The sequence below is a fragment of the Silicimonas lutimaris genome (assembly GCF_047314965.1).
Lineage (GTDB): Bacteria > Pseudomonadota > Alphaproteobacteria > Rhodobacterales > Rhodobacteraceae > JAVJUV01.
This window is the reverse complement of the sequence record NZ_JBLBVK010000056.1, coordinates 103168-129103: the sequence shown is the minus strand read 5'-3', so window position 1 is coordinate 129103 and position 25936 is coordinate 103168. Positions and strand designations below refer to the sequence as shown.

The 25936-nt window shown below is 61.1% G+C and carries 27 protein-coding genes; 10 read left to right on the top strand and 17 right to left on the bottom strand.

The genetic code is table 11. The annotated features are described in order from the left end of the window. Positions 1–90: 90 nt before the first annotated feature. The 5 genes from ccrA to ACKLNI_RS18090 all read left to right on the top strand — a co-directional run bounded on the left by ccrA (position 91) and on the right by ACKLNI_RS18090 (position 5529). Complete coding sequence (gene ccrA, locus ACKLNI_RS18110; protein WP_413720504.1) at positions 91–1383, top strand: crotonyl-CoA carboxylase/reductase; 1293 nt, start codon at positions 91–93, stop codon at positions 1381–1383. 385 nt (positions 1384–1768) lie between these two features. Further along, positions 1769–2473, top strand: coding sequence for a helix-turn-helix transcriptional regulator (locus ACKLNI_RS18105; protein WP_413720503.1), 705 nt, complete (start codon positions 1769–1771; stop codon positions 2471–2473). A gap of 83 nt (positions 2474–2556) precedes the next feature. Next, positions 2557–3195, top strand: a complete 639-nt coding sequence (locus tag ACKLNI_RS18100; protein WP_413720502.1) for an acyl-homoserine-lactone synthase — start codon at positions 2557–2559, stop codon at positions 3193–3195. A gap of 70 nt (positions 3196–3265) precedes the next feature. Beyond that, positions 3266–4795 (top strand): ATP-dependent DNA helicase, encoded by a 1530-nt coding sequence (locus tag ACKLNI_RS18095; RefSeq protein ID WP_413720501.1) that lies wholly within the window; start codon positions 3266–3268, stop codon positions 4793–4795. Then, the gene (locus ACKLNI_RS18090) at positions 4792–5529 is read left to right on the top strand and encodes an SDR family oxidoreductase (RefSeq protein WP_413720500.1); all 738 of its coding nucleotides are present in this window, start codon (positions 4792–4794) and stop codon (positions 5527–5529) included. Before ACKLNI_RS18095 ends, ACKLNI_RS18090 begins: the two co-directional genes overlap by 4 nt. Before the next feature lie 5 nt (positions 5530–5534). On the opposite strand, the gene ACKLNI_RS18085 is transcribed toward ACKLNI_RS18090, so the two are convergent. The 15 genes from ACKLNI_RS18085 to ACKLNI_RS18015 form a co-directional block, all read right to left on the bottom strand. Further along, on the bottom strand, positions 5535–6284 hold the full coding sequence (locus tag ACKLNI_RS18085) for a TIGR02186 family protein (RefSeq protein ID WP_413720499.1): 750 nt from the start codon (positions 6282–6284) through the stop codon (positions 5535–5537). Further along, positions 6284–7201 carry a sulfite exporter TauE/SafE family protein gene (locus ACKLNI_RS18080; protein WP_413720498.1) on the bottom strand — a complete coding sequence of 306 codons (918 nt, stop codon included), beginning with the start codon at positions 7199–7201 and terminating at the stop codon, positions 6284–6286. The genes ACKLNI_RS18085 and ACKLNI_RS18080 overlap by 1 nt, the downstream gene beginning before the upstream one ends. Before the next feature lie 91 nt (positions 7202–7292). Next, a complete protein-coding gene (locus ACKLNI_RS18075; RefSeq protein WP_413720497.1) occupies positions 7293–8261 on the bottom strand; it encodes an ABC transporter permease in 969 nt (322 codons plus the stop codon). Positions 8262–8264: 3 nt separating this feature from the next. Beyond that, complete coding sequence (locus ACKLNI_RS18070) at positions 8265–9362, bottom strand: ABC transporter permease (RefSeq protein ID WP_413720496.1); 1098 nt, start codon at positions 9360–9362, stop codon at positions 8265–8267. 4 nt (positions 9363–9366) lie between these two features. Continuing rightward, positions 9367–10992 carry an ABC transporter ATP-binding protein gene (locus ACKLNI_RS18065; RefSeq protein WP_413720495.1) on the bottom strand — a complete coding sequence of 542 codons (1626 nt, stop codon included), beginning with the start codon at positions 10990–10992 and terminating at the stop codon, positions 9367–9369. Next, entirely contained in the window at positions 10992–11993 is a 1002-nt protein-coding gene (locus tag ACKLNI_RS18060; RefSeq protein ID WP_413720494.1) for a BMP family lipoprotein, read from the bottom strand. The genes ACKLNI_RS18065 and ACKLNI_RS18060 overlap by 1 nt, the downstream gene beginning before the upstream one ends. A 167-nt stretch (positions 11994–12160) precedes the next feature. Continuing rightward, positions 12161–12580 (bottom strand): GNAT family N-acetyltransferase, encoded by a 420-nt coding sequence (locus ACKLNI_RS18055; RefSeq protein WP_413720493.1) that lies wholly within the window; start codon positions 12578–12580, stop codon positions 12161–12163. After that, positions 12577–13296 carry a tRNA (adenosine(37)-N6)-threonylcarbamoyltransferase complex dimerization subunit type 1 TsaB gene (gene tsaB / locus ACKLNI_RS18050; RefSeq protein WP_413720492.1) on the bottom strand — a complete coding sequence of 240 codons (720 nt, stop codon included), beginning with the start codon at positions 13294–13296 and terminating at the stop codon, positions 12577–12579. Before tsaB ends, ACKLNI_RS18055 begins: the two co-directional genes overlap by 4 nt. Positions 13297–13375: 79 nt before the next feature. Next, complete coding sequence (locus tag ACKLNI_RS18045; RefSeq protein WP_413720491.1) at positions 13376–13936, bottom strand: NifU family protein; 561 nt, start codon at positions 13934–13936, stop codon at positions 13376–13378. 90 nt (positions 13937–14026) lie between these two features. Then, the gene (locus ACKLNI_RS18040; protein ID WP_413720490.1) at positions 14027–14482 is read right to left on the bottom strand and encodes a universal stress protein; all 456 of its coding nucleotides are present in this window, start codon (positions 14480–14482) and stop codon (positions 14027–14029) included. Positions 14483–14534: 52 nt separating this feature from the next. Beyond that, complete coding sequence (locus ACKLNI_RS18035; RefSeq protein WP_413720489.1) at positions 14535–15497, bottom strand: ornithine cyclodeaminase family protein; 963 nt, start codon at positions 15495–15497, stop codon at positions 14535–14537. 37 nt (positions 15498–15534) lie between these two features. After that, positions 15535–16566 (bottom strand): hypothetical protein, encoded by a 1032-nt coding sequence (locus tag ACKLNI_RS18030; RefSeq protein ID WP_413720488.1) that lies wholly within the window; start codon positions 16564–16566, stop codon positions 15535–15537. Between the two features lie 3 nt (positions 16567–16569). Further along, complete coding sequence (locus tag ACKLNI_RS18025) at positions 16570–17436, bottom strand: branched-chain amino acid aminotransferase (protein ID WP_413720487.1); 867 nt, start codon at positions 17434–17436, stop codon at positions 16570–16572. Positions 17437–17506: 70 nt separating this feature from the next. Continuing rightward, positions 17507–18001, bottom strand: a complete 495-nt coding sequence (locus tag ACKLNI_RS18020) for a VOC family protein (protein WP_413720486.1) — start codon at positions 17999–18001, stop codon at positions 17507–17509. A 280-nt stretch (positions 18002–18281) separates the two neighbouring features. Continuing rightward, entirely contained in the window at positions 18282–18479 is a 198-nt protein-coding gene (locus ACKLNI_RS18015) for a SlyX family protein (RefSeq protein ID WP_413720485.1), read from the bottom strand. Between the two features lie 69 nt (positions 18480–18548). Here ACKLNI_RS18015 and hisS point away from each other — a divergent pair, with 69 nt between their 5' ends. From hisS to hisG, 3 genes are read left to right on the top strand one after another with little or no spacing between them, the layout of a single operon-like run. After that, complete coding sequence (gene hisS / locus ACKLNI_RS18010; RefSeq protein WP_413720484.1) at positions 18549–20030, top strand: histidine--tRNA ligase; 1482 nt, start codon at positions 18549–18551, stop codon at positions 20028–20030. After that, the gene (locus tag ACKLNI_RS18005) at positions 20027–21079 is read left to right on the top strand and encodes an ATP phosphoribosyltransferase regulatory subunit (protein ID WP_413720483.1); all 1053 of its coding nucleotides are present in this window, start codon (positions 20027–20029) and stop codon (positions 21077–21079) included. The genes hisS and ACKLNI_RS18005 overlap by 4 nt, the downstream gene beginning before the upstream one ends. Next, complete coding sequence (gene hisG, locus ACKLNI_RS18000; protein ID WP_413720482.1) at positions 21076–21768, top strand: ATP phosphoribosyltransferase; 693 nt, start codon at positions 21076–21078, stop codon at positions 21766–21768. Before ACKLNI_RS18005 ends, hisG begins: the two co-directional genes overlap by 4 nt. Positions 21769–21771: 3 nt before the next feature. Here hisG and ACKLNI_RS17995 read toward each other — a convergent pair whose 3' ends face one another. After that, the gene (locus ACKLNI_RS17995) at positions 21772–22104 is read right to left on the bottom strand and encodes a DnaJ family domain-containing protein (protein ID WP_413720481.1); all 333 of its coding nucleotides are present in this window, start codon (positions 22102–22104) and stop codon (positions 21772–21774) included. Between the two features lie 78 nt (positions 22105–22182). After that, positions 22183–22611 carry a DUF1489 family protein gene (locus tag ACKLNI_RS17990; RefSeq protein WP_413720480.1) on the bottom strand — a complete coding sequence of 143 codons (429 nt, stop codon included), beginning with the start codon at positions 22609–22611 and terminating at the stop codon, positions 22183–22185. 114 nt (positions 22612–22725) lie between these two features. Between ACKLNI_RS17990 and ACKLNI_RS17985 the strand changes: the two genes are divergently transcribed. Then, entirely contained in the window at positions 22726–25008 is a 2283-nt protein-coding gene (locus ACKLNI_RS17985) for an adenosylcobalamin-dependent ribonucleoside-diphosphate reductase (RefSeq protein WP_413720479.1), read from the top strand. Next, positions 24984–25901 (top strand): lipid A-modifier LpxR family protein, encoded by a 918-nt coding sequence (locus tag ACKLNI_RS17980; RefSeq protein ID WP_413720478.1) that lies wholly within the window; start codon positions 24984–24986, stop codon positions 25899–25901. The genes ACKLNI_RS17985 and ACKLNI_RS17980 overlap by 25 nt, the downstream gene beginning before the upstream one ends. The last annotated feature ends 35 nt before the right edge of the window (positions 25902–25936 follow it).

The following is a 25936-nucleotide window of genomic DNA, read 5'->3' as shown; positions in this document are numbered from 1 at the left end:
AATTTCTGTTTGCAAAGTTGCGCGGCCATCTCTACTTGATTCTGCAGCACAGCGGCGATTCTGCGCCGCAGCACCGAACAGGAGGGAGCGATGGCCTTGGATACGAATGCGACAACCGTAACCTACAATGCGCCTGTGAAGGAGCTGTACGATGTAGGTGAGATGCCGCCGATGGGTCATCTGCCGGAGAAAATGCATGCGTGGGCCATCCGGCGCGAACGCCATGGAGAACCCGACCAGTCTTTCCAGCTTGAAGTCGTTGACGTGAAGAAGCCGGACAGCCACGAAGTGGTCGTTCTCGTGATGGCGGCTGGCGTCAACTATAATGGTGTCTGGGCCGGCCTTGGCATTCCGATCAGCCCCTTCGATGTTCACGGAGCCGACTATCACATTGCCGGTTCCGACGCTTCGGGGATCGTCTGGGCCGTGGGAGACAAGGTCACGCGGTGGAAGGTGGGCGATGAGGTCGTCATCCATTGCAATCAGGACGACGGTGACGACGAGGAATGCAATGGCGGCGACCCGATGTTCTCGCCCAGTCAGCGAATTTGGGGATACGAGACGCCGGACGGTTCCTTTGCGCAATTCACCACGGTTCAGGCGCAGCAATTGATGCCGCGCCCGAAGCATCTGACCTGGGAAGAGAGCGCTTGCTACACGCTGACCCTGGCCACGGCATACAGGATGCTCTTCGGACACCATCCCCATGAGCTGAAGCCCGGGCAGAATGTTCTAGTTTGGGGTGCGTCGGGCGGGTTGGGTTCCTATGCAATTCAGCTGATCAACACTGCGGGCGCAAACGCTATCGGTGTTATCTCGGAAGAGGATAAACGCGACTTCGTGATGGGACTGGGTGCCAAGGGGGTAATCAACCGCAAGGACTTCAACTGCTGGGGTCAACTTCCCAAGGTGAACACGCCTGAATACAAGGAATGGTTCGCCGAAGTGCGCAAGTTCGGAAAAGCGATCTGGGACATCACCGGCAAGGGTGTGAACGTCGACATGGTGTTCGAGCATCCCGGTGAGGCGACTTTCCCGGTCTCGACTTTCGTCGTGAAGAAAGGCGGCATGGTCGTGATTTGCGCTGGTACGACGGGGTATAACCTTACGATGGACGCGCGGTATATCTGGATGCATCAGAAGCGCATTCAGGGCAGCCACTTCGCCCACTTGAAGCAGGCCGCCGCCGCCAACAAGCTGATGGTCGACCGCCGTCTGGATCCCTGCATGTCCGAGGTTTTTCCCTGGAACGAAATTCCGCAGGCGCATATCAAAATGCGAAAGAACGAACACAAGCCCGGCAACATGGCCGTTCTTGTTCAGGCACCCTTCACCGGGTTGAGAACCTTCGAGGACACCTTAGAGGCTAGTGTTTCCAAATAAGAAACTATCCGTTTCCAAAAAGACGATTCGCGCCGGGCCATTGGTCCGGCGCTTTCGCTTGTTTTGGGAAAATCCGCAAGAAATTCGCCAAATCAGCGCATTGGAAAAAACGTCCTCGCTATTTTTGGGGAGTTGAATTTGGCGAATTCAGAACATCCAGGCGCTCGTGCTATGGTTGTATTAATGCTTCGTTAACCTTTGGAAATGAGAGTGCCGATGAAGAATGAATGGATGCTCGACGTTCTTGCGGACCTCAGAACGTTTTCGGAAGAAAACGGGCTGAACCTGACTGGGACACAGATTGACAGGGTCTTGGCAGTAGCCGCCGCAGAAATCGCGTCGATGCAGGGGACAACGCCCATCGCGGTGGGGCAAGACATTGGCAATGCTGGAAGATTTCATAGAGAATTTGCACCGGGCCCGAACGCTCGCAGAAATCAATGACGTAGTCGTTTCACTTCGCGGCATCATGGACGTCGAGCACGTCATTTATCATTCCGTCAAATCAAGCGGGGAACAATACGCGGCGCTGACCTATGCGCCTGAATGGGCCGAACGGTACACAGAGCGCGACTATTCCCGCATCGATCCCGTCGTGCTGTCCTGCTATCGCAGGTTCCGTCCGGTGATATGGAAGGAACTCGACTGGTCCGGCAAGGCTGCCCGAAACTTCTTGGGTGAAGCCATCGAGAGCGGTGTCGGCAGCCAGGGCTTTTCGATACCGATACGCGGCCCTTCAGGTCAGTTCGCCCTGTTCTCCGTGAGCGACCGTTGCACTGACGATGCTTGGTCGCGCTATACTTCCGAGCATGCGACGAACCTGATCCTGATCTCGCATTACATAAACCAGAAGGCGCTTGAGTTGGAGCGGGGTTCCGATTTCCTGGACGCGCCCAACCTGAGCCCGAGGGAAACCGATGCTCTGACGATGCTGGCGTTGGGCTATAACCGCGCACAAGCGGCGGAAAACCTTTCCATTTCCGAACATACGCTTCGTGTCTACATCGAGAGCGCTCGATTCAAGCTGGCTGCGTCCAACACCACCCATGCTGTGGCAAGAGCAGTAATGTCGGGACTGCTAGTCCTATGAAAGCTGGTTCGTTCGCTCAGATCGGCGATCATTAACGAACGCCGGATACGACCCCTCCCGTCATCAAGAAACGGAGGGTCGCCATGCTGCGATATCTTTATGGAGACGAACTTTGCCAATTTCCGCGGCTTGCAAGCAGCATGTTCCGCGACAGGGCATACCAATTTCGAACGCGTCTGAACTGGGAGGTTACGGTTCATCCAGATGGCTCCGAACGTGATGAATACGATGAAATCAATCCGCTGTACGTGATCTGGGAGAACCTGGATGGTTGCCATGGCGGATCAATGCGCTTTCTTCCGACGACAGGCCGAACCATGGTCAATGACCATTTCCGGAACCTGACGGATGGCGTCGAGATCCGAAGTCCCTTCATTTGGGAGTGCACGCGCTTCTGCCTTTCGGTCGATGCGTCGCCACGGGTATCTGCGGCGTTGATGCTGGGTGGGATGGAACTGGGGCTGAGCGCGCACTTGTCGCATGCCGTCGGCGTCTTTGATGTGCGGATGGTCCGTGTCTATCGCCGTCTGGGATGGGGACCGATCATTCTTGGAACTGATGGCGAGGGCCGGGAGGCTATCAGTGTCGGGCTTTGGGCATTTGAACCCGACATTCGGCCGCGCCTTTTGGCTCGGGCGGCAGTTTCGGACGAAGTATCGCGTTTCTGGCATGACAGGGCGCTGGGCGGGGCGCAGGTTCAAGCGCTGCATAAGTCAGCCTGAGCGACGGAAAAATCACGCTTCAAAACAGTGTGCACTGGTCGGACCTTATCCTTGCGGTTAGGGTCCGCCCATGTCCCTGCCCATCACCTCGTTTTCAGAAGACCAGGCCGAAGCTTTCGATCGAATTGCCGAGGTCATGAGGTCAGCAGGCGTCGACATTGAGGAGAGTATGACCCTTCCGCGGACGGAGGGCGGGCAGGGCGTTCTGGCTGTGGTTGGCAAAGCCGGTTCTGGCAAGACGATGCTGCTCGCACGCCTTGCGGAAGCCTTGACCGAGGCAAGTGTCGAAGCAATCTCTGGAGAGTACGAAAGCCGTCGTCGGAAAGATCGCCGCACGCTGGCGATCCTCGCACCGACCAACAAGGCCGCAAGCGTCCTTCGCAACAGGGGCGTGCCTGCCACCACGATCCACAGAATTCTCTACACGCCGCTTTACGACCCCGAGTATGAAAAGATCGCGGAGTGGCTTGTTGGCAATGCCGACCGCCCGGAGGTGGAAGGGCTGTCGGATGCCGCGCTGGATCGGGCATTTGCTTTTTTCAAGCAAGCCAGGTCCGTGCCCGGTGCCCTCGCCGCCGCCGGATTGAAGGGTTCGGATTTCATCCTTGGCTGGAAACGACGGGAGGAGCCGCTTGACATCGGTTTCGTCGATGAGGCCTCGATGCTGGATCAAAGGCAGTTCGAAGACCTGCAGGAAATCTTCCCGACACTGCTGCTCTTTGGCGATCCCGCACAGCTTGCACCGGTGAACCAGTCCGGATCGATGGTATTCGATGAGTTGCCGGCGTCGCGGAAGCTGACACTCAGCCGCATCCACCGCCAGGATCTCGACAGCCCGATTCTTGATCTGGCGCACGCGCTGGGTGACGACAGCCTGACGTTCGAGCAATTCGAAAACCTGATCGAAGAGAACGCGGCAAAGGACGATCGCGTGGTCGTGGCGCCCCGGGTCGAAGCGGGGATGATGGCGCGGTCGCCGGTACTGGTCTGGCGGAATGCCACGCGAATTCGGCTGATCCAGGCGTTCCGAGCTGCATTTGATGCGCCGCCCGATGCCCTGCTGCCGGGCGAGCCGTTGATCTGCGACGGAATCGAATTGCCACTCAAGCATCGCAAGAAGCGCCTGGACCTTGAGGCGCGTGGCTTGATCAAAGGTGCGCAGGTGATCTATCTGGGGCCCGGCAAACGGGCCGGGTTTTCTCGCCTCCATGTCATTGGTGCGCCCGACCCCCAGGTTTCGGCCGCGTCCATCGTGAAGATTGAAATGCCGGACGAAGAAGAGCCCTTCATTCCTTTTGCGGCTAATATGGGGGCTGCATTCCTGCATGGGGCAGCCGTTACGATCCACAAGGCTCAAGGTAGCCAGTGGCCGGAAGTTCAGGTTTTTGCGCCGGACCTTTATGCGGCGAGCCGCACCGGACGGATCGAGGCCGGACTTCCCCTCTGGAAACGTCTCGCATACGTTGCAATCACTCGTGCCGAGGAGCGGCTTTACTGGGTGACCCGTTACCGGCTTGGCAAACCCACCGAACCGCTCACGATACGTGATCTTGATGCGCCACCCGCGCCCTTGGAACTTACAGGAGACGATTTCGAATGACCCGCAGCATCATCATCACAGGCGCAAGCCAGGGTATCGGCGCAGCGACCGCAAATGCCTTTCTCGAGGCCGGTTGGACAGTTGGCTGCATGGCGCGCAGCGCCGAAAAGCTGGAGGCGTTCTGTGCGGGGCGCGATCGTGCCATCGCCTTGCCGGCCGACGTGGCCGACTCCGCTGCCGTCGAAGCTGCGTTCGCAAGCTTTGCCGACACGACAGGACGGATCGACGCCCTTTTCAACAACGCAGGTCGCGGCAGTGCCGCAGTTCCAATCGACGAGATCGATGACGAGACGTGGAACAGCGTTCTGGCCGTCAACCTTACGGGCATGTTCAACTGTGCCCGAGCCGCGTTTCGGCAAATGCGCACGCAATTGCCGCAAGGCGGGAGGATCGTGAACAACGGGTCGGTGTCTGCATATGTGCCGCGCTGGAGATCGGTTCCCTACACGACAACCAAGCATGCCGTAACCGGTCTGACGAAGAGCTTGTCGCTGGACGGCCGCGCTTTTGATATCGCCTGCGGACAGATCGATATTGGCAACGCGCTGACGGAAATGACCGAGTCCATGGCCTCGGGCAAGCCGCAGGCCGATGGTTCCATGAAGTCGGAGCCTACAATGGACGTGAATCACGTGGCCAATGCCGTTGTGCAGATGTGTGAACTGCCGCTTGATGCCAACGTGCAGTTCATGACCATCATGGCGACGAAGATGCCGTATATCGGTCGCGGGTGAGTGGCTCAGTTTCGGAGGAAACGGAATGCCGCCGAGGCTCCCCAGCCGGCGGCGATGGCAATGGCCAGCGACATCAGGCCGTAGATCAGAGGCTGGTCATGAGCCAGTCGGAACAGGAAGCGCTCCAGCCCGACTTTCTGGACCGCGATAACGGTTTCATGGCTGTCGATGACCCGACCTCCCCGGGTCAGGAAGAAGCGGGTCTTGTAGTCGCCTTCTGTCAGGTTCGCTGGCAACTGCACCGAGGTGCTGAAAAGCGTCTGCTCTGTCAATTCGACAGAGCCGATATTCGTCTGATAGAGGGCGTCCTTTGAACGGATACGAATGAGCGCGTCGGTGAAGTCCTCGCTGCCCTGTATCTTTGCGCCAACCGACCTGATTGCGCGGAGCGTGGAAACCTTGTGGCGGAGGTCTTCGGTGTCGGTGATTACCTCGGTCCACGGGCCCGAGGTTGCGACGGCGTAGAAACTCGGCGCGCGGTCGACCTCGACTGAATCCGTGTTCACCCAGATGCCAAAGCGCTTTTCTTTCCGCCGCACCGACACGGTGCGTGAAGGGCCTTCCACGGTAATCAGAACCTGAAGGGGCGGTTCTTCCACGATGGTGTCTTCACGCTTGACCGCGCCGAAAATCAGAATCTCGGAGCCCTCGAAATTGGTCGAGATCGAAATCCGGGTCTGGGACAGACCCGCGACCACCTCTTCAGCCAGAGCGGGGAAGGCGGCGAGCCATGCTATCAGGAAGAAACGCAGCATCAATGTCCCGCCGCCGCGCCGATGGAATAGAGCTCCGACGGCTGTAGCAGGAGATCCAGCCCCAGCTTGCCGCAGACTGCCAGCACCATGATCGCCAGCAGTATTCGAAGTTGTTCGGCCTTCAGTCGCGCACCCAGCCGCGCGCCGACTTGAGCGCCGATAACACCGCCGACCAGAAGCAAGACGGCAAGCACCACATCCACGGTGAAGTTCGTTGTCGCATGCAGGAGCGTGGTGAAGGCCGTGACGAATATGATTTGGAACAGCGAGGTTCCCACCACCACCTTGGTCGGCATGCCAAGAAGGTAGATCATGGCAGGGACCATGATGAAACCGCCGCCGACCCCCATGATTGCTGCCAGGATCCCGACCAGTACGCCGACAAGAACAGGGGGAATCACCGAGATATAAAGTCCCGAGGTACGGAACTTCATCTTCAATGGCAGGTTATGCAGCCAGGTATGCTTTTTGCGCGTTGGTGCCGCCTTTCCGGAGCGCGATTTTCTGATGGCGTTCAGGCTTTCGACGAACATCAGGGAGCCGATGATGCCCAGGAACACCACGTAGGACAGCTTTACGAGGAGATCGACCTGTCCCATCGCCTTGAGGGCATTGAAGATCTGAACGCCTATCGCTGCGCCAACCAGGCCACCGACCAGAAGGACGGTGCCCATTTTCAAATCAACCGTTCGTCGCTTCAGATGGGCGAGGACGCCGGAAAATGACGAAGCCACGATCTGGTTCGCCTCTGTCGCGACTGCGACCGCAGGGGGAATTCCGATGAAAAACAGGAGCGGCGTCATCAGGAAGCCGCCACCGACACCGAACATGCCGGACAGCACGCCTACCATTCCTCCAAGCCCCAAGAGCAGGAAGGCATTGACCGAAACCTCGGCAATGGGGAGGTAAATCTGCATGGCTTCCCTTACGCCTGCATGCAGTTACGGTTCAACGGCCAAATACGCTGTGCACATAAGGCCAGATGCGACAAATCGGAACAGCAGCTATTCAGCGCTCCTTTACGTAAGGTTCGCCTCCTGCACGGGGCGGGATCGCCTTGCCGACAAAACCGGCGAGGATCACCACTGTAAGAATGAAAGGTAAAGCGTCGAGAAGCTGGCTGGGAATGCTGATCTGTACCACGGATTGCAGCACGTCCGGGCGGAACGACAGCGCCTGGAGGAACCCGAACAAGAGGCAGGCCCAAAGCGCGTACCACGGCCGCCACTTGGCAAAGATCAGCGCCGCGAGTGCAATGAAGCCACGTCCCGACGACATGTCCTTGACGAAACCGGCCTGCAGTCCGGTGGCCAGGTAAACGCCTGCCAGCCCGCAGAGAACGCCACAGATGGCGACAGCGGAATAGCGCAGCCAGACGACCGATATACCGGCCGTGTCCACGGCGGCGGGGTTTTCGCCAACCGCGCGCAGGCGCAGCCCGAAGCGTGTGCGGAAAAGAACATACCAGGTCAGCGGTACGGCCAGGAAGCCGACGTAGACAAGGATCGAGTGGCCCGAGATCAATTCCCGATATATCGGTCCGAACCAGGGAATGTCCGCGAAAGCTTCTGAGAACGGCAGGTCAATCGAATTGAACCTTGCATTACCCGAAAGCGAAGGCGTGCGTCCCCCTTGCTGGAACCAGCTTTGGGCAATCAACACCGAAAGGCCAGCGGCGAGAAAATTGATCGCAACACCCGAGATGAGTTGGTTTCCTCGGAACGTGATGGAAGCGAGCCCATGGATGATTGCCAATGCCAGCGATGCGCCGACGCCGGCCAGCAGTCCAACCCATACCGATCCGCTGGTTGCCGCCAGAGCGCCGGAGAAGAATGCGGCGAGCAACATCTTACCTTCCAGGCCAATATCGAAGATGCCCGCCCGTTCGGAAAACAGGCCTGCAAGGCACGCGAAGAGCAGCGGGGTTGCCAGACGGACGGTGGTGTCCAGGATTTGCAGAAGTGTCAGGAAATCCATGGCTCAGGTCTCCGGACGCTTGCGGCGGAACATGAGGAACAGCCGCTCCAGCGGCATTCTCACCATGTTGTCCAATGCGCCGGTGAAGAGGATTACGAGGGCCTGGATCACCACGATGAGTTCGCGCGGGATGCTTGTCCAGAAGTCGATCTCGGCCCCACCCTGCACGAGAAATCCGAACAATAGCGAGGCGAGGAAGATCCCGAAGGGGTGAGACCGCCCCATCAGAGCCACCGCGATGCCGATGAAGCCTGCGCCTTCCACGGAGTTCAGCACCAGTCGGTTAGCGGCCATGACCGAGTTTATGGCCATCATTCCGGCCAGTGCACCGGAAATCAGCATCGCGATGATGATGATCTTCGTCGATGAGATCCCGGCAAACCGCGCGGCGGTTTCGGAGTGGCCGAAGGCGCGGAGTTCGTAACCGAGCCGCGTTTTCCACATGAGCAGCCAGAACAGGATGCAAGCCACGACCGCGACGAAGAACGAGATGTTCACCGGGGCCGCCGAGGAGAAGGGTATGCCGAAAAAGCCCAGGATATCCGACATCCGAGGCAGCATGGCGCCTTCGCCGAAGCGTGCGCTGGCGGGGTCCATCGATCCTTGCGGTTTGAGTGCCTCGTTCAGGAGGTAAACCATCAATGCCGAAGCGATGAAGTTGAACATGATGGTCGTGATGACGATATGGCTGCCCCGCTTGGCCTGAAGATACGCCGGGATCAACGCCCAAGCTGCTCCGAACAGGGCGCCGCCGATGATGGCGAAGGGCAGGGCGAGCGTCCAGTGCGGCCACGGCAAAGCAAGGCAGACTAGCGCTACTCCGAGGCCGCCGAGCGTCGCCTGGCCTTCACCACCGATGTTGAATAAGCGCGCGTGAAAGGCGATAGCGACCGCTAGGCCGGTGAACATGAAGTTCGTAGCGTAGTACAGCATGTAGCCGACACCGGTCGAGTTTCCGAAGGTGCCTTCGACCATGATACGGATCGCCTTGATCGGGTCTTCGCCGATGGCGAGGATGACCAACGCGGAGATCGCAAAGGCAAGAATGATCGAGATCAGGGGGATCAGAACGGCGTCGACCCACTTTGGCATCACTTCCATGTGCTCAGGCCCCCCGTCCCGGATTGTCGATGCGCATGCCCCCGGTGGAGCTGGGCGCCTTGACGCGGCCGGTATCGGTGATCCCGGCCATCAGCATGCCCAGTTCTCTTTCGTCCGTCTGGTTCGTCATGCGCTCGCCCATGATCTGCCCGTCGAACATGACGGCCACTCGATCAGCCAGTGAAAGGATTTCATCCAATTCGACCGAAACCAGAAGGATTGCCTTGCCGCGGTCGCGTAGTGCCACGATTTGCTGATGAATAAACTCGATGGCGCCGATGTCGACGCCGCGTGTCGGCTGACCAACCAGCAGAAGTTCGGGATCCCGTTCGATTTCGCGTGCCAGAACGATCTTTTGCTGGTTGCCGCCCGAGAAGTTCTTTGCCGCAAGTGAGGGAATCGGAGGGCGAACGTCGAAGCGTTCCATCTTGTCCGCTGTGGCCTGCCGGATCGCTGCATTGTCCATGAACCAACGCGACTTCTGGTACTCCGGTGCATGGTGATAGCCGAAAATCATGTTTTCCCATGCCTGGAAGTCGAGAATAAGGCCCTCGCGATGCCGGTCTTCGGGCACATGGGCGATCCCACGTGATCGCCGTGTCTGGCCATCGGAATACCGGCCGGACAAGTCCAGTTCGGTTCCGTTCAAACGAACCGTGCCTTTCGCCTTTCGGTATCCGCCCAAAACTTCGAGGAGCTCTGACTGGCCATTGCCGCTGACACCCGCGATGCCGAGGATCTCTCCGCCACGGACTTCGAGACTGATCCCTTTCAAGCGCTCGATTCCGTCCTCGTCCTTGACACGCAGGTTCTCGATTTCGAGGACTTTCGCGTAAGGCGTCGCAGGTTTCTTGTCGACACGGAGCAAGACTTTCCGTCCCACCATCAGCTCGGCCAATTGCTCCGGGCTGGTGTCCTTGGTCTTGACCGTGGCGGTCATTTCGCCACGGCGCATCACGCTGACCGTGTCGGTGACGTGCATGATCTCGCGCAGCTTGTGGGTGATCAGGATGATCGTCTTCCCCTCGTCGCGCAGTCCGCGCAGAATTCGGAACAGGTGATCCGCCTCGGCGGGCGTCAGAACACCGGTCGGCTCATCGAGGATCAGGATATCGGCATGGCGGTAGAGAGATTTCAGGATCTCGACCCGCTGCTGCATCCCGACGCCGATCTCTTCGATCTTCGCGTCCGGATCGACGTTCAATTCGTATTCTTTTGCCAGTTCGGTAAGAAGTGTGCGTGCTTTCCTGAGCGAAGGCATGAGGCGGGCGCCTTCTTCGGCGCCAAGTACGACGTTCTCAAGAACGGTGAAATTCTCGACCAGCTTGAAGTGCTGGAAGACCATCCCGATACCGGAGGCGATGGCGGCCTGGCTGTCGGGAATCTGCGTCTCTTTTCCGTGAATAAAAATCTGGCCCGCGTCGGCCTTGTAGAAACCATAGAGGATCGACATCAGCGTCGACTTGCCGGCGCCGTTTTCGCCAATGATCCCATGGATCGTGCCAGGCATAACGCGGATCGAGATGTCCTTGTTCGCCTGTACGGGCCCGAAGGCCTTTGAGATCCCGCGGAGTTCGATGGCAGGGGCGGCCGATGCCGGCCGCCCCTCCGCGTCACGCGTGTCGCTCATCAGAAATCGAGCGCCGGGCAACTGTCGTTGGTATAATAGGCAACAACCTCGATCTCGCCATTGATGATCTTCTGGCGCGCATCGTCGACGGCGGTCTTCATCTCGTCGGTGATCAGCGAGGCATTGTTTTCGTCCAGCGCGTATCCGACGCCATCATTGCCAAGACCCATGACGTGAACGCCCGGTTCAAACCCATCGACGCCAGCCTGGAAAACATCGTACACGGCGTTGTCCACGCGCTTCAGCATCGAGGTCAGAACCTTGCCCGGGTGCAGGTAGTTCTGGTTCGAGTCGACGCCGATCGACAGGATGTTTGCGTCGGCCGCGGCTTGAAGAACACCCACGCCCGTGCCGCCCGCGGCGGCATAGACCACATCAGCACCCTGGCTGATTTGCGCCTTGGTCAATTCGCCGCCCTTCACCGGGTCGTTCCAAGCCGCTGGCGTTGTGCCGGTCATGTTGGCCACGATATTGATATCCGGATTTACCGCCTTTGCGCCTTGGGCGTAGCCGCAGGCAAAGTGACGGATGAGCGGTACATCCATGCCGCCGATGAACCCGACTGTCCCGGACTTGGATGCCATTGCGGCCAGCATACCGACGAGGTAGCTGCCCTCATGCTCGGCGAAGCTGATCTGGCGAAGGTTCGGGATGTCCAGCCAGTTCACGTCGATGATGGCGAACTTGGTGTCGGGGTACTTCGGCGCAACTTCTTCCACCGTGGCGGCGTTCTGGAAGCCCAGAACCACGATCGGGTTGTACCCGGCTTCGGCCAGACGGGTCGCGAACTGGACCCGTTGGGCCTCGGCGGTCACTTCGATTTCCTGGTAGCTGTTGCCGGTCTCATCGGCCCAACGCTTGGCACCGTTGTAGGCAGCCTCGTTGAACGACTTGTCGAATTTGCCGCCCATGTCGTACATCAAAGCGGGTTCGGCCAGCGCGGCACCCGCAGTCAGTGCGAGGGCGGCGGCGCCACCGAGAAATTTCTGCAAAAAGGTCATGAATGGTCTCCCTGTCCAACTGGAAGAGCGCTGGGGCAGACACCCCCCGGCGCCCGATCGCTGTCTGAATTGTCTCAGATCATGCGCGATTAAGGCCGGAGTCCTTCGAAGGCGTCAATAGGAGTCTTCAGAGTCATGCGGCAGAATTTTCACCGCATGACGTTAGGTTAGGCGTCCGCGAGGTGCATGCTCATGAGAATGGCGTCGATCGTGTGGGCATTGGCTGCGCGGTAGTAGCCTTTTCGGCGTCCGTCCTCGGTAAATCCTTGGGATCGATAGAGCGCGCGCGCACCGACGTTCGTCTCGGCGACTTCCAGCAGGATGCGGCTGGCCCCCCGCGTGCGGCATGTGTCGATGAAGCGCCTGAGGCAGGCCCTTCCAAGGCCCCGACGTTGCGCTTCAGGGTCCACGGCTATGGTCAGAAGCTCTGCTTCGCCGACGATGATGCGGCCAAGGGCGAAGGAATTTTCCTCGTGCACGAATACAGCATCGGGCGCGGCCCTGAAACCCGCCAGTGTCGGCGCGCTCCACGGTGGTGGCACCGCCATCGCGCGCGCGTGGATCGCCGCCATCTCCTCAGGCGTCATGGCAGGATCAACGGAGGTGGGTCAGACGCCGGGGCGGCATCGGCGGGGCGGATGTAGAGGGGCGATGGGCGGGGAAATTCGTGTTCTGACAAGAACTTCAGCGCGGCGACTTCGGCGATCGCGCGGGAGATGGGGTATCCGGGGCCGAATTCGAGATAGGTGTAATTGCCTTTGTCGAGTTGCACAGCATAGTTCACGGCCGCTGCCTCGTGCCCGAGGATTTGTGCAGGTCCCGGGAATCCCTTGAATTCCTCGTCGAGTACGCCCTTTCCGAATATCGCAAGTTCAACAGGGCCGCCCACTGCCTCTCCGTTTTCAAAGTACTGAAGTACGATGTCGGCGCCACGGCGGCTTGCCGGAAGGCTGACGATCATCTTCGCCGGATCGCCATGGAATCGGGAGCCGCGAAGCGCCTCGAATCCAGTCACGCCAATAGCCGGAATGCCAAGGGATAAAGCGAGGCCGCGGGCAGCGCTCACCGCGATCCGGATACCTGTGAAGTTGCCAGGTCCGGTGCCCACCGCGATCGCGTCGAGTTCTTCCCAGACCGCGCCCGCTTCCTTCAGAATTTCCTCGAGCATCGGAAACAAGCGTTCCGCCTGACCGCGTCCCATTTCCTCGTAATCCAAGGCCACAATCTGGCCGCCGATCATGAGCGCCGCGGCACAATGCGGGCCCGAGGTATCGAAGGAGAGTATCCGGGGCGGTCTGCTCATCTTCTTCTTTTCGGAAATACTCTGGGGGTGCGGGGGCAAAACCCCCGCATCGGGCGACGGCGAAGCCGGCGCACTAGGATCAGGCAGCGACGGGGCGGACTTCTACGACTTCGGGAATGTAATGCCGCAGCAGGTTCTCGATCCCCATTTTCAACGTCAGTGTCGACGAGGGGCAGCCAGCGCAAGCGCCCTGCATATGCAGGTAGACCACGCCGCGCTCGAACCCGTGGAAGACGATGTCACCGCCATCCTGCGCGACAGCGGGGCGTACGCGCGTGTCCAGCAATTCCTTGATCTGGCTGACGATTTCGGCGTCTTCACCGCTGTGCTCGGCGTGACCCGAAGACAGGTTCTCGCCTTCCATCACGGGCTGGCCAGACTGGAAGTGTTCCATGATCGCGCCCAGCAGGGCGGGCTTGATCACATCCCAGTCGACGCCGTCGGCTTTGGTTATCGTTACAAAATCCGTGCCGAAGAAAACGCCGGTCACGCCCTCGACCGCGAAAAGGCGAGTGGCGAGGGGAGATTTGCCAGCGGCATCCGCACTTGGAAAATCGGCCGTCCCAGCGTCCAGAACGGTTTGTCCGGGCAGGAACTTCAACGTTGCGGGGTTCGGTGTGGATTCGGTCTGGATGAACATCTGCGCGTTTCCTTACTGTTCCACTCGGATATGCGCCTGACGCGCATTGGAGTCAAGGTTTAGAACAGTTCTAAAGCGTCGGCGAGGCCCTCAGGTGATGGCTTCCAGCTTTTCCTTCGACAATTCGCCAGGCACGATGGTCAGCGGTACCGGCAACAGGCCGAACTGCCGCGACAATGCCGAAACAATAGGTCCGGGACCGCCTTTCTCTGCCGAAGCGCCGAGGACAAGAACTCCGATTTCACCGTCTTCGTTGATCTGCTTCAGGATCTCCGGAACGGGTTCTCCCTCGCGGATCACGAGTTCAGGGTCCACGCCCTGCCTGTCACGCATCCATTTGGCAAAAACTTCGAAATGCGCATGGATACGCTCCTTGGCTTCTTCCCGCATGATTTCGCCGACGCCGATCCAGTGATTGAATTCATCGGGAGGAATGACTGAAAGGATTTGCACGCCGCCGCCGGTGTTCGCGGCCCGCATAGCAGCGAAACGCATGGCGTTCAGACACTCGCGGCTGTCGTCGAGTATGACCAGGAATTTGCGCATGACTTCTCCTCTTGGTGCGGATCATGAAGCCTTCAGACTGGCCTGTCCATCCTCAAGGTTCGACACGCTGACCGGCGTTCTTCGCTTCGGCGCGTTTCACTGCCAGGACCGCGGCGGCATAGTCGCCAAGCGCGATACCCCGGAAGGCGAAAGCTGTTGGCTTGTCCGTCACAAGCGCGGGCGTTCCGCCCGCGACAAGTTCGGTCAGGTCTCCCGCGATCCGCTCGTAAGGCAACATCGGCTTGCCGCTCTCGGCCTCCTGAACGCGGTCGTCGACGATGACGGTGCCGAAGGCATCCAGGCCTTCCTGATGCCAGGGGATGCAAAGATCGGTGATGGCGGCGAAGCAATTCGGTTTCAGCCAGCGGGCATCGAGAAAGGGTTCGATGGCGTAGTTCAGAGTGACCGAGGTGACGACGATATCGGCGTCCTTCAGTGCGGCTCTCGGATCGCTGGATGCCTCGGCCTCGAGGCCCATGTCGCGCGCGGTCTGGCAAAGCTTTTCGAGATTGGCCTGTCCGCGACCGACAGCGCAAATTCGTTTCAGCGGGAACATCTCGGCGAATGCCGCGAGGTGCGAATGCGCCTGAACGCCGGTCCCGACGAAGGCTATGGTTTCGGATGCCGGGTTTGCGAGCCGTCTTGCGGCCACAGCAGACAGGGCCGCGGTTCGTATAGCCGTGATCCAGTTCGCGCCGACAATGGCACGCAACAGCCCTGTTTCGGCGTCCAGTACCATGATCGCCCCATTGATTGTGGGAAGACCGCGTGTGGCATTTCCCGGACACACGCTGACCTGCTTGACCACGATGAAACCGTCGTCACCCACTGCCAGCGTGGACATCATGTAGCGGCCTTCACCCGGAAGGATTGCGGACTTTGGACTGGTGTGAAGACGACCGTCGGCCTTTGCCATGAGCGCGGCCTCTATCGCGTCCGCAACTTCGGCGGGAGATATCCCGAGACCGTCCAGAACCGCGTCAGGAAGAAAAAGGAAATCATCGGTCGTATGCATGGCCCGTCTCCTGTTTGCTGTCAGAATGGGACTGCCTTCATGCTCTGTCCACCCGTCTGAGCCAGCGGCGGAGCAGCCAAACGGCAATTGCGAGCACTTGCGCGGTGAGAGCCGAAAGCAGTCCAATGGCCAGCAAGGCCAGTTCCGTCAGCGTCTTGGTTGCTCTGATGACACGCGCTTTTCCGAGCGTGGCGAAGAGACCACGTGTTTCGGCGCCGGCTGTTTCGGTCACTCGTGCCACACTTGCAAGCTCGTCCGGCGTGTCGGCATAGCGCAGCAATGCAAGAGTGTCGGAGGCACCCGTCCGTGCGCCGATGCGTCCCACGTCCGCGGCGATATCCGCAAGGCGCGCTGCGGCCGGGGTGAGCAGAGTCTCGGCGCCGGAACGGCGCAAGGCAACGCTGCCGATGGCGTCCCAGTCGATGGCGCGGGCGGCGAGCGTAGCGACCTCATCGCTCATCGTGGGTGTGAGTGCGCCGGCGCGCCGGGCGACGCGAAGCCCGGTCGCGCCGGCCTTCACGGAAGCGCTGGTTCCCCAGGACACAAGGATCGCTCCGGTTGCCGCGAGGCCGACGATACCCAGCGAAAGGTCGATCCGGTCGATGGAGTCGCCGTTCATCCAATCCTGGATTCCACGGCGGATCGCGTTCAGGTCCCCAAGCGGTGTCAGTTCCGCAGGAAGGTTGCAGGTGGCGACCTGCGAGAACCCTTCGCAATTGCCGGGATCCCATGCGCAGGCAAGGCAGGAGGTCAGGCCTCCGGACGCCGCTTCCGCCTTCTCCAGTGCGGCGCGGGTTTCACTCGGCAAGACAACGCCACGCGTGGCGGCAAGCCGTGCGAGCGCCGCGGCCTCCTCGGTCTCTCCCGCCTCCAAAGCCTCGGCGACGCGAGAGCCGAGGCGGTCGGGCGTGAGTTCCGGTTTCAGGGCGCGTTCCAACGCGACCCGAAGTTCGGCTTCTGTCCGTTCTCGGTAGGGGGCGGCGAAAGGAGACTGGGCAAGCGCCCAGATCGACGCCGTGAAAGTCAGGAGCGCAAACAGGCCAAGGGCGATACGGACCAGCCGGATCAAGGCCTATGCTTTCTCGGACAGGGCCCAATCCCAATACATCTCGCGTACACGCCGCGTCACCGGGCCGACCTGATAGTTCGTTCCGTCGAACTCGGTCACCGGTGTCACCTTGGACATGTTGCCCGACATGAAAACCTCGTCCGCGTTCTCGAAATCCGTGAACGTCAGGACGCTTTCATGTACCGTCATGCCCTCGCGGGCGAGGTTCTTCATGTGGCGCGATCGGGTGATGCCGGCAAGGAATGTGCCGTTGGCGATGGGGGTGAATACCTCGCCATCCTTGACCATGAAGATATTGGCCGTCGCGGTCTCGGCCACGTTGCCCATTGCATCGGCGACAAGTGCATTGGTGAAGCCCTTGGAGCGCGCCTCGACCAGCATGCGGGCATTGTTGGGGTAGAGGCATCCCGCCTTGGCGTTCACGACCGCATCCTCAAGAACGGGGCGGCGAAAGCGGGTCCGGGTCAGGCGGGCGGTCACGTCGGCCTTGGCCATGGGGATCTGCTCAAGGCAAAGCGCAAAGCCGGTCTTGTCTTCGTTGGGCACGATGGCGGTGATATCGCCGTCGATGCCCCAGTACATCGGCCGGATATAGACCGCGGCATCCCAGGGGAAGGATTTCAGCCCTTCCCATGCGATCGCCATCATGTCCTCGACCGATACGGTGGGCGTGAGCATCAATGCCTTCGCCGAGTTGTTCACGCGCCGGCAGTGCGCTTCGAGGTCCGGCGCGACACCATCGAAGTACCGTGCGCCGTCGAACACGCCCGATCCCAGCCACGCGCCGTGATCGGCCGCGCGCATGATCGGCACGTTTCCGTCGTGCCATGTGCCTTCGAAATAGGTTCGGATATTCGTGCCGGTTGCCATGAGCCTGTCCTCCCGAAGGCGGAGCCTAGGCGCGGCAGCGGGCGAGGTCCAGAGCCGACGGCGTGCTTCTTCAGGTTGAGGCCCGACCCTCGGCGATCAGGGCGTTAAGATCGAGGCGTGCGTTGACCATCTGCAGGTTGCCTTCGGCATCCCGCGGCCAGTCCTCGGGGGCGCGGTCCCTGTAGATCTCGATGCCGTTGCCGTCCGGGTCATCGAAATAGACCGCTTCGCTCACCCCGTGGTCCGCCGCGCCCGTCAGCTTGACCCCATGGTCCACGACGTTCGCCAGGGCGCGTCCAAGCGCGGCGCGATCCGGAAAGAGAAATGCCACGTGGTAAAGGCCGGTGTGACCCGGTGGTGGCGGCGTGCCGCCACGGCTCTCCCAGGTGTTCAGGCCGATATGATGGTGATAGCCGCCTGCCGACATGAACGCTGCCTGGTCACCGTAAAGTTGTACGAGGTCCAGCCCCATAACGTCACGGTAAAAGGCGATGGCGCGATTCAGATCGGACACTTTCAGATGCGTGTGCCCAATGCACATTCCCGGATCTGCAGAGTAGCTCATGTCGAAACTCCTTTGGAGCCTAGCTACAAAGCAACACATCTGCGCAAAAGAGTGAAAATCAAACGTGACCTGTGCAAAAATGATTCCCCCCGCATTCATTGGTAGGAGGAGCCAGATCAGAATCGGCGCGCAAAAGCGCCCAAGGTTCTAACTGGTCGTGGCGTCCGGGTGATCCGGGCACCGGGGACGGGAAACATGACCGGCCATCTTGCACGGATCGGGATTGTCCATCCGGAACCGAGACTACTGCATGAAGGACTCGGTTTTGTGACAGGGCGTCTCAGTAGTGCGGTGGGCGCTCGTCGCCCAGAACCACGCCGCCGCCGCCTTCCTGTTCGCGCGCCGCCTCGCGCTGCATCAGCATCTCGACACGCCTGGTCAGCAGGTCGATCTCTTGACCTTGCCGTGCCACGATTTCGTTCAGCTCGTCGGCGAGGCGTTCCAGATGCGCCAGTCGTTCCTCGATCCTCTCGGTCATGGTTGTTCTCCTTGCCGACCCAATGCCTTCGGGCTAAACCCCCGCGCGACCAGACCAGAGGATGGGCCCATGGCCAAGCAGAAGAAAGCCCCGCGCCCCAAGGCTGAAACGCCGAAAGGGTTTCGCGACTATTTCGGCGCTGACGTGACCGAACGCAAGGCGATGCTGGACGCCATTGCCGGGGTTTATCATCGGTATGGGTTCGACCCGCTGGAATCCTCGGCCGTGGAAACCGTCGAGGCGCTGGGCAAGTTTCTTCCCGACGTTGATCGTCCGAACGAGGGCGTTTTCGCGTGGCAGGAGGACGACGACGGCGACTGGCTGGCGCTGCGCTATGATTTGACGGCGCCGCTTGCCCGTGTCTACGCCCAGCACCGGAACGATCTGCCGACGCCGTATCGCCGCTATGCGATGGGTCCGGTCTGGCGGAACGAGAAGCCGGGACCGGGCCGCTTCCGCCAGTTTTACCAGTGCGACGCGGATACCGTTGGGACAGGGTCCGTGGCCGCCGATGCCGAGATTTGCATGATGCTGGCGGATTCGCTGGAGGCCGTGGGGATCGAGCGCGGGGACTACATCATCCGCGTCAACAACCGGAAGGTTCTGAACGGGGTTCTGGAGGTCGCGGGGTTGACCGACAGCGAGGAGAACAGCGGAACGCGCGGAATCGTTCTGCGCGCCATCGACAAGCTGGACCGGCTTGGGACGGCGGGTGTGCGTTCTCTTCTTGGCGATGGCAGGAAAGACGAAAGCGGGGATTTCACCGAAGGCGCGAAGCTGACTGACCGGCAGGCCGAACTGATCATGCGGTTCGTAGGTGCGGCGGAACTTTCGTTCGAGGATCGTTGGCTGGAACTGAGGAACCTCGTCGATGGTTCATCCGTTGGCGAGGAGGGCGTAAGCGAACTGCGCCACATCGTCGATCTTGTCCGCGCGCAGGGCTATGGCGAGGATCGCATCGTGATGGACCCCTCGGTCGTCCGTGGCCTCGGCTACTACACCGGGCCTGTCTTCGAGGCCGAACTGACCTTCGAGATCACCGACGAAAAGGGCAATCCCCGCCAGTTCGGTTCTGTCGCTGGTGGCGGGCGCTATGACGATCTGGTCAAGCGTTTCACCGGGCAGGCCGTCCCCGCGACCGGGATTTCGATCGGCGTCGACCGTTTGCTGGCGGCCCTTCGCATGAAGGGGAGAGCTGGTTCCGGCACGACCGGCCCCGTCGTCGTCACGGTGATGGACCGCGACCGGATGGCGGATTACCAGTCGATGGCCGCAGAATTGCGCGCGGCCGGGATCCGCGCCGAGGTCTATCTCGGGAATCCCAAGAACTTCGGCAACCAGCTCAAATACGCCGACAAGCGCCAGAGCCCCGTCGCCATCATCCAGGGCTCTGATGAGGCCGAGCGCGGTGTCCTTCAGATCAAGGACCTCATCCTGGGCGCCAAGATTGCCGAGACCGCGACGCTGGAGGAGTGGAAGGATCAGCCCGCCCAGTTCGAGTGTGCCAGGGCCGAGATGGTGGCCAAGGTGCGCGAGATCCTCGCAAGGTGAGCGCCAAGTCCGATATCCGGGCCGAGGCCGACCGTCTGCGCGCTTTCTTTGAGGCGCGGGGTGCCGAGGTGTTCGAAGCCGATATCCTGCAGCCCGCAGGTGCGCTTCTGAACCTTTATGGCGAGGATATCCGGGCGCGCGCCTTCGTGACGCAGGATCCGCTGCGCGGTGAGATGATGCTGCGGCCGGACTTCACCGTGCCCCTGGTGCAGCGTCATCTGGACAGCGGCACCGGCGCGGCGCGCTATACCTATGCGGGCGAAGTCTTTCGGCGTCAGGAAGACGACGAGGACCGGCCCAGCGAGTACATCCAGGTGGGATACGAGCTGTTCGGCGGCGACGATGAGGAGGCCGCCGATGCGGAGGTCTTCGCGTCCATGGATGAAGCCCTGGGCGATGTTCCGGTTACGCGGACCATCGGCGATTTCTCGGTCCTGACCGCGGCCATTGAAAGCCTCGACACGCCCGAACGGCGGAAGAAGGCGCTTTATCGCCATCTCTGGCGTCCCAGGCGGTTCGATGCGCTGATCGAGCGTTTCTCGCGCCCGGCTCCGCCGCCACCGCCGCTGCCTGACCCGGGCATTCCACACGTGGGCCTGCGCTCGCCGGAAGAGATCGCGGCGCGCGTGGCGCTTCTGGCCGAGGAGGCCGAGACCCCGCCGCTTGCTGCTGACGAGGTCGCGCGCATCCGGGCCTTGCTGTCGCTGGCCGATACCGCTCCGCTTGCGGTCGAACGCATGAAGCGCATCGCCGACGGCGTCGAGCTGATCGCACTTGCCGCCGACCGGGTCGCGCTTGTGCTGGATGCATTGGCCTCACGTGGCATCGATACTGGCGAACTGCTCTTCGAGGCCAGCTTCGGTCTCACGTCGCTGGAGTACTATTCCGGCTTCGTTTTCGGCTTCAAGGCGTCCGGTCTGGCACCGGTCGCGACCGGAGGGCGCTATGACCTTCTGACCGCCGCAATGAACGGTGGCGCGACCATCCCGGCGGTGGGCGGCGTGATCCGCCCCGAGGTTCTTCTGGCGCTGAAGGGGAGCCGGTCATGAGCGTGAAACTCGGCATTCCCTCCAAGGGGCGTCTGATGCAGGACACGTTCGACTGGTTCGCCGAGCGTGGCGTGCGGGTCGAACGCACCGGTGCCGACCGCGAGTATGCGGGACGTGTGCATGGCGCGGAGGGCATCGAACTGGTGCTTCTTTCGGCTGGCGAGATCCCGGGCGAGCTGGCGCGTGGCCGAATTGCACTGGGCGTCACGGGGTCGGATGTCGTGCAGGAGAAGATTGCGGCATGGGACCGCAAGATTGCGCCCCTTGCCAAGCTGGGCTTCGGTCAGGCCGATCTTGTTCTTGCCGTGCCGAAAAGCTGGACGGATGTTTCCTCGTTGGATGATCTGGATGCTGTCGCAGACGCTTTCTGGAAGGCGCATGGCTTCCGGCTGCGCATCGCTACCAAGTATCACCGGCTGATCCGGGCCCACCTGAAAGCGGCGGGTGTCGCCGGGTACCAGCTGGTCGACAGCCAGGGCGCGACCGAAGGAACGGTGGCCAACCTGACCGCCGAGGCCATCGCCGATATCACTTCTACGGGGGCGACGCTGGATGCCAATCACCTCAAGATCATCGGCAATGTGATTCACGCCAGCCAGGCGACATTGTTCCGGTCCAAGACGGTCGCGCTGGACGGCGAGGACGAGGACAATCTCGCGCGGCTTCTTGCGAAACTCGGGATTGCCTAGGCCTCAGTTGCCGTGGAACTTGCGCCGGGCTTCCTGGGCGATGGCCAGCCGCATCTCGAGATCGGCGAGTTTCGCCATTGCGGCCTTGCGTGCCGCGGGATCGGACAGGGTGGCCAGATGTTCCTTGGCCTCGGAGGCCAGTTTGGCGATGCGGAATTCTTCGGGAAGAACTCCGTTCTCGGCCATGATGCGGTAGCCCGCCGCCAGTCCCGGATCCACCAGCGCGTCTCCGGGCCGGTCGGGTAGCGGCTGGCCTTCGCCGGGCAGGTTTTCAAGCTGCCCTTCGGCCCGCGCCTTGAGGATGCGGCGCTCGATCAGTCGGTCCCACCACGCCATGACATGGATATCGGTCGTGGCACGGCTTTGATCAACCCTGTTGAGTCTTGTCTGAATTCCTTCGAGAACCGAGCCCCGCTATCGCACTCCGATCTCGGCCAGTGCTGCCATCAGTTTCGGGGGCAGATCGTCGTTCGCTTTCCCGCGGGGCAGATCGCGGGGCGCGACCTTGCCTTCCAGATAGCGCCAGCCCTGAAACGGGCGTTTCGGCACGGCCTCGGTCCGCACGACTTCGGGGTCCAGAACAATGCCACAACACCGGATTCCATCGCCGCGATCCACCTCGTCCAGGCGGACGATCCGCTGACGCGCCAGGACGACGCCCTTGAACACCCAGTAGAGCGACCCACCCTCCAGCAACTCGGCGTCGCGCTTGGGCCACATGCGGGTCACATGGCGCGGCAGCCCGTCCGGGCCTTTGGCACGCGGGGTCTTCTGCCAGTCGATCAGGTCCTGGACACCTTCTGCGCCGACGCAGAGTTTTATGAGGTTCAGCGAGTTATCCACAGAGTCGTCCCCAAGCAACACATCATATCGTAGCGGCTGTCACGCAGGCTTCAAGCTGTTGTGCAAATTAGCCGCAACGTCTACATTGGAGAGCCTCAATTGACAGGAATCGCCATGACCCGCTTCGCTGCCCCGATCGCCGAGCAAATCTGGGACATGAAATACCGTCTGAAGGACATTGACGGTCTGCCCATCGATGTGACGGTCGAGGATACCTGGCGGCGGATCGCACGGGCGCTGGCGGCGGAAGAGGCCGACCCGGCGCACTGGGAGGATGTGTTCTATACCGCGCTGGAGGATTTCAAATACCTGCCGGCAGGCCGGATCACCGCCGGCGCGGGCACTGCGCGATCGGTGACACTGTTCAACTGCTTCGTCATGGGCACGATCCCTGACAGCATGGGCGGGATCTTCGACATGCTGAAAGAGGCCGCTCTGACCATGCAGCAGGGCGGCGGGATCGGCTATGACTTCTCCACGATCCGTCCGAAGGGCGCGGATGTGAAGGGCGTGGCCGCGGATGCCTCGGGGCCGCTTTCCTTCATGGACGTCTGGGATGCGATGTGCCGGACGATCATGTCCGCCGGATCGCGCCGGGGCGCGATGATGGCGACCATGCGCTGCGATCACCCGGATATCGAAGATTTCATCAGCGCCAAGTCTGACCCGTCACGGTTGCGCAATTTCAACGTCTCGGTGCTGGTGACCGATGCCTTCATGGAGGCGGTGAAGGCCGACAGGTCTTGGGATCTGGTTTTCGAAGGCAAGGTCTATCGCACCGTCGAGGCGCGGGATTTGTGGAACCGCATCATGCGGGCGACCTATGATTATGCCGAACCGGGCGTGATCTTCATCGACCGTATCAACGCGATGAACAACCTGGCCTATTGCGAGACCATAGCCGCCACAAACCCCTGCGGCGAACAGCCGTTGCCGCCCTATGGCGCTTGCCTGCTTGGGTCGATCAATCTTGCCCGTCTTGTGTCGGACCCGTTCGAAGAGGGTGCGGATATCGACACCGCTGCGCTGGACCAGCTTGTGGCGACAGCGGTGCGCATGATGGACAACGTGGTCGATGCCTCGCGCTTTCCGCTGCCTGCGCAGGCCGAAGAGGCGCGGAACAAACGCCGTATCGGGCTGGGCGTGACCGGGTTGGCGGATGCGCTGTTGATGCTGGGCCTGCGCTATGGCTCGGACGAGGCCGTGGCGCAGACCTGGGACTGGATGCACCGGATCGCGCGTGCGGCGTATCTGGCGAGCGTCGATCTGGCGAAGGAGAAGGGCGCGTTTCCGCTGTTCGACGCCGACAAGTTCCTTGCCTCGGGCGCCATGCTGAAGATGGACGATGATGTGCGGGATGCGATCCGCCAGCATGGTATCCGCAATGCGCTGCTGACCTCGATCGCGCCGACTGGCACGATCAGCCTGTATGCCGGGAACGTTTCGTCCGGGATCGAACCGGTCTTCGCCTATGCCTACAAGCGCAAGGTTCTTCAGAAAGACGGCTCGCGCACCGAGGAAGAGGTCGTTGATTACGCGGTGCAGATGTGGCGCGAAAAGTTCGGGGACGCAGAGTTGCCGGAGTTCTTCGTGAACGCGCAGACACTTGCCCCCGCTGACCACGTGAAAATGCAGGCGGCGGCGCAGGAGTGGGTGGATTCCTCGATCTCGAAGACGATCAACTGCCCCGAGGATATCTCCTTCGAGGATTTCAAGGACGTTTACCTTCAGGCCTACGAGACCGGCTGCAAGGGCTGCACGACGTACCGGCCGAACGCGGTGACGGGGTCGGTTTTGAGTGTCAGCGAAGAGAAATCGACCGAGGTCGTGGCCAAGGATGAGGATGCGCCGCACGTGCCGCATGGCGACGTCATCTACATCGCCGAGCCACTTGACAGGCCGCAGACGCTGGAGGGCAATACCTACAAGCTGAAGTGGCCCGACAGCGAGCACGCGATCTATATCACGATCAACGACATCATCGTCGGCGGGCGGCGGCAGCCGTTCGAGGTCTTCATCAACTCCAAGAACATGGAGCATTTCGCCTGGACCGTGGCGCTGACGCGGATGATCTCGGCGGTGTTCCGGCGGGGCGGCGACGTGTCGTTCGTGGTGGAAGAACTCAAGGCGGTGTTCGACCCGCGGGGTGGCGCTTGGATGAACGGCAAGTATGTGCCGTCGATCCTGGCCGCGATCGGCGGTGTGATCGAGCGGCATCTCATCTCGATCGGCTTCATCGGTGGTGAAGGGATGGGGCTGAAGGAGGATCCGCGCGCGCAGGTGGTCAACCTCGATCAGCCGCGGGGGCCCGCCTGTCCGAGTTGCGGCCAGTTCGGGATGCAGATGATCGAAGGATGCATGACCTGTCCCTCGTGTGGCCATTCCAAGTGCGGTTGATCCAGCGCTGCCTTGCGGCAGCTCTGTGCCTTGTCCTTTCAGCCGGAGTCTGTTCGGCTGAGACGCTGGGCTTGTCCTTTGCCGGATCAAACGACTCTCTCGGGGACTGGTATGACCGCTGGCAGAGCAACTCGGCGCAAGTCGCATTGGCGACCGGTCCCGCGTGGACGGGGCGCGCTCCGGCGACCTTGGGCGAATTGCTGGAATGGCGGTTGCGCAGCGATATCCTGACGCCGTCCAATCTGACGTCGCCGCTGCCGACCGACCGGCGTCATGCGGGGGTCTTCGCACTTGGTGTAGATACACATGCGTCACGTGGCGCGTTCGACCTGCGCCTTGGCGGCGACCTCTTCGTGGTCGGGCCGCAAACCGGACTGTTGCAGTTTCAGCGGAACTTGCACCGCATCCTCGGTTTTCCGGTTCCGACGCTGGACGATTTCCAGATCGAGGATGCCGTGCGGGCGCAGGTCAGCGGCGAGATCTCTCGGGCCTGGGATGCGGGAAGTTTCCAAATCCGACCGTTCCTGGAGGCCCAGGCGGGACCTGAAGACCTTGTGCGCATCGGCGCCGATCTGAGTTTTGGGGGCATCGGACGCGACGACCTCATGACCCGTCTTCCCGTTACCGGGCACCGCGTGCCGTTGGTTCGGCAGGGGAATGACGGCGTCAGTTTCCTCGTGGGGGGCGACGTTGCGTGGGTTCGCAAGAGCCTCTATCTGCCCGCATCCCTTGGGTATGACCTGACCGACATGCGGACGCGTCTGCGCGCCGGAGTTCACTATGAACGCGAGCGGTTCGACGTTTTTTACGGGATTTCCTGGCTGGGTCGTGAATTCGAGGCCCAGCGGGAGGGGCAGTTCGTGGGTGCGTTGCACCTTGGACTCAGGTTCTGAGATAACGAACCCATGGCTCTTCCCCGGGGTCCTCG

Bases quoted from the DNA above. Each gene is read 5' to 3' on its own strand.
- ACKLNI_RS18060 (WP_413720494.1), bottom strand. From the start codon at position 11,993: ATGACCTTTTTGCAGAAATTTCTCGGTGGCGCCGCCGCCCTCGCACTG.
- ACKLNI_RS18080 (WP_413720498.1), bottom strand. From the start codon at position 7,201: ATGCAGATTTACCTCCCCATTGCCGAGGTTTCGGTCAATGCCTTCCTG.
- hisG (WP_413720482.1), top strand. From the start codon at position 21,076: ATGAGCGTGAAACTCGGCATTCCCTCCAAGGGGCGTCTGATGCAGGAC.
- ACKLNI_RS17995 (WP_413720481.1), bottom strand. From the start codon at position 22,104: ATGGCGTGGTGGGACCGACTGATCGAGCGCCGCATCCTCAAGGCGCGG.
- ACKLNI_RS18105 (WP_413720503.1), top strand. From the start codon at position 1,769: ATGCTGGAAGATTTCATAGAGAATTTGCACCGGGCCCGAACGCTCGCA.
- ACKLNI_RS18055 (WP_413720493.1), bottom strand. From the start codon at position 12,580: ATGACGCCTGAGGAGATGGCGGCGATCCACGCGCGCGCGATGGCGGTG.
- ACKLNI_RS18100 (WP_413720502.1), top strand. From the start codon at position 2,557: ATGCTGCGATATCTTTATGGAGACGAACTTTGCCAATTTCCGCGGCTT.
- tsaB (WP_413720492.1), bottom strand. From the start codon at position 13,296: ATGAGCAGACCGCCCCGGATACTCTCCTTCGATACCTCGGGCCCGCAT.
- ACKLNI_RS18070 (WP_413720496.1), bottom strand. From the start codon at position 9,362: ATGGAAGTGATGCCAAAGTGGGTCGACGCCGTTCTGATCCCCCTGATC.
- ACKLNI_RS18065 (WP_413720495.1), bottom strand. From the start codon at position 10,992: ATGAGCGACACGCGTGACGCGGAGGGGCGGCCGGCATCGGCCGCCCCT.
- ACKLNI_RS18085 (WP_413720499.1), bottom strand. From the start codon at position 6,284: ATGCTGCGTTTCTTCCTGATAGCATGGCTCGCCGCCTTCCCCGCTCTG.
- ACKLNI_RS18035 (WP_413720489.1), bottom strand. From the start codon at position 15,497: ATGCATACGACCGATGATTTCCTTTTTCTTCCTGACGCGGTTCTGGAC.
- ACKLNI_RS18040 (WP_413720490.1), bottom strand. From the start codon at position 14,482: ATGCGCAAATTCCTGGTCATACTCGACGACAGCCGCGAGTGTCTGAAC.
- ACKLNI_RS17985 (WP_413720479.1), top strand. From the start codon at position 22,726: ATGACCCGCTTCGCTGCCCCGATCGCCGAGCAAATCTGGGACATGAAA.
- ACKLNI_RS18090 (WP_413720500.1), top strand. From the start codon at position 4,792: ATGACCCGCAGCATCATCATCACAGGCGCAAGCCAGGGTATCGGCGCA.
- ACKLNI_RS18020 (WP_413720486.1), bottom strand. From the start codon at position 18,001: ATGAGCTACTCTGCAGATCCGGGAATGTGCATTGGGCACACGCATCTG.
- ACKLNI_RS18015 (WP_413720485.1), bottom strand. From the start codon at position 18,479: ATGACCGAGAGGATCGAGGAACGACTGGCGCATCTGGAACGCCTCGCC.
- ACKLNI_RS18025 (WP_413720487.1), bottom strand. From the start codon at position 17,436: ATGGCAACCGGCACGAATATCCGAACCTATTTCGAAGGCACATGGCAC.
- hisS (WP_413720484.1), top strand. From the start codon at position 18,549: ATGGCCAAGCAGAAGAAAGCCCCGCGCCCCAAGGCTGAAACGCCGAAA.
- ACKLNI_RS18045 (WP_413720491.1), bottom strand. From the start codon at position 13,936: ATGTTCATCCAGACCGAATCCACACCGAACCCCGCAACGTTGAAGTTC.
- ACKLNI_RS18075 (WP_413720497.1), bottom strand. From the start codon at position 8,261: ATGGATTTCCTGACACTTCTGCAAATCCTGGACACCACCGTCCGTCTG.
- ccrA (WP_413720504.1), top strand. From the start codon at position 91: ATGGCCTTGGATACGAATGCGACAACCGTAACCTACAATGCGCCTGTG.
- ACKLNI_RS18095 (WP_413720501.1), top strand. From the start codon at position 3,266: ATGTCCCTGCCCATCACCTCGTTTTCAGAAGACCAGGCCGAAGCTTTC.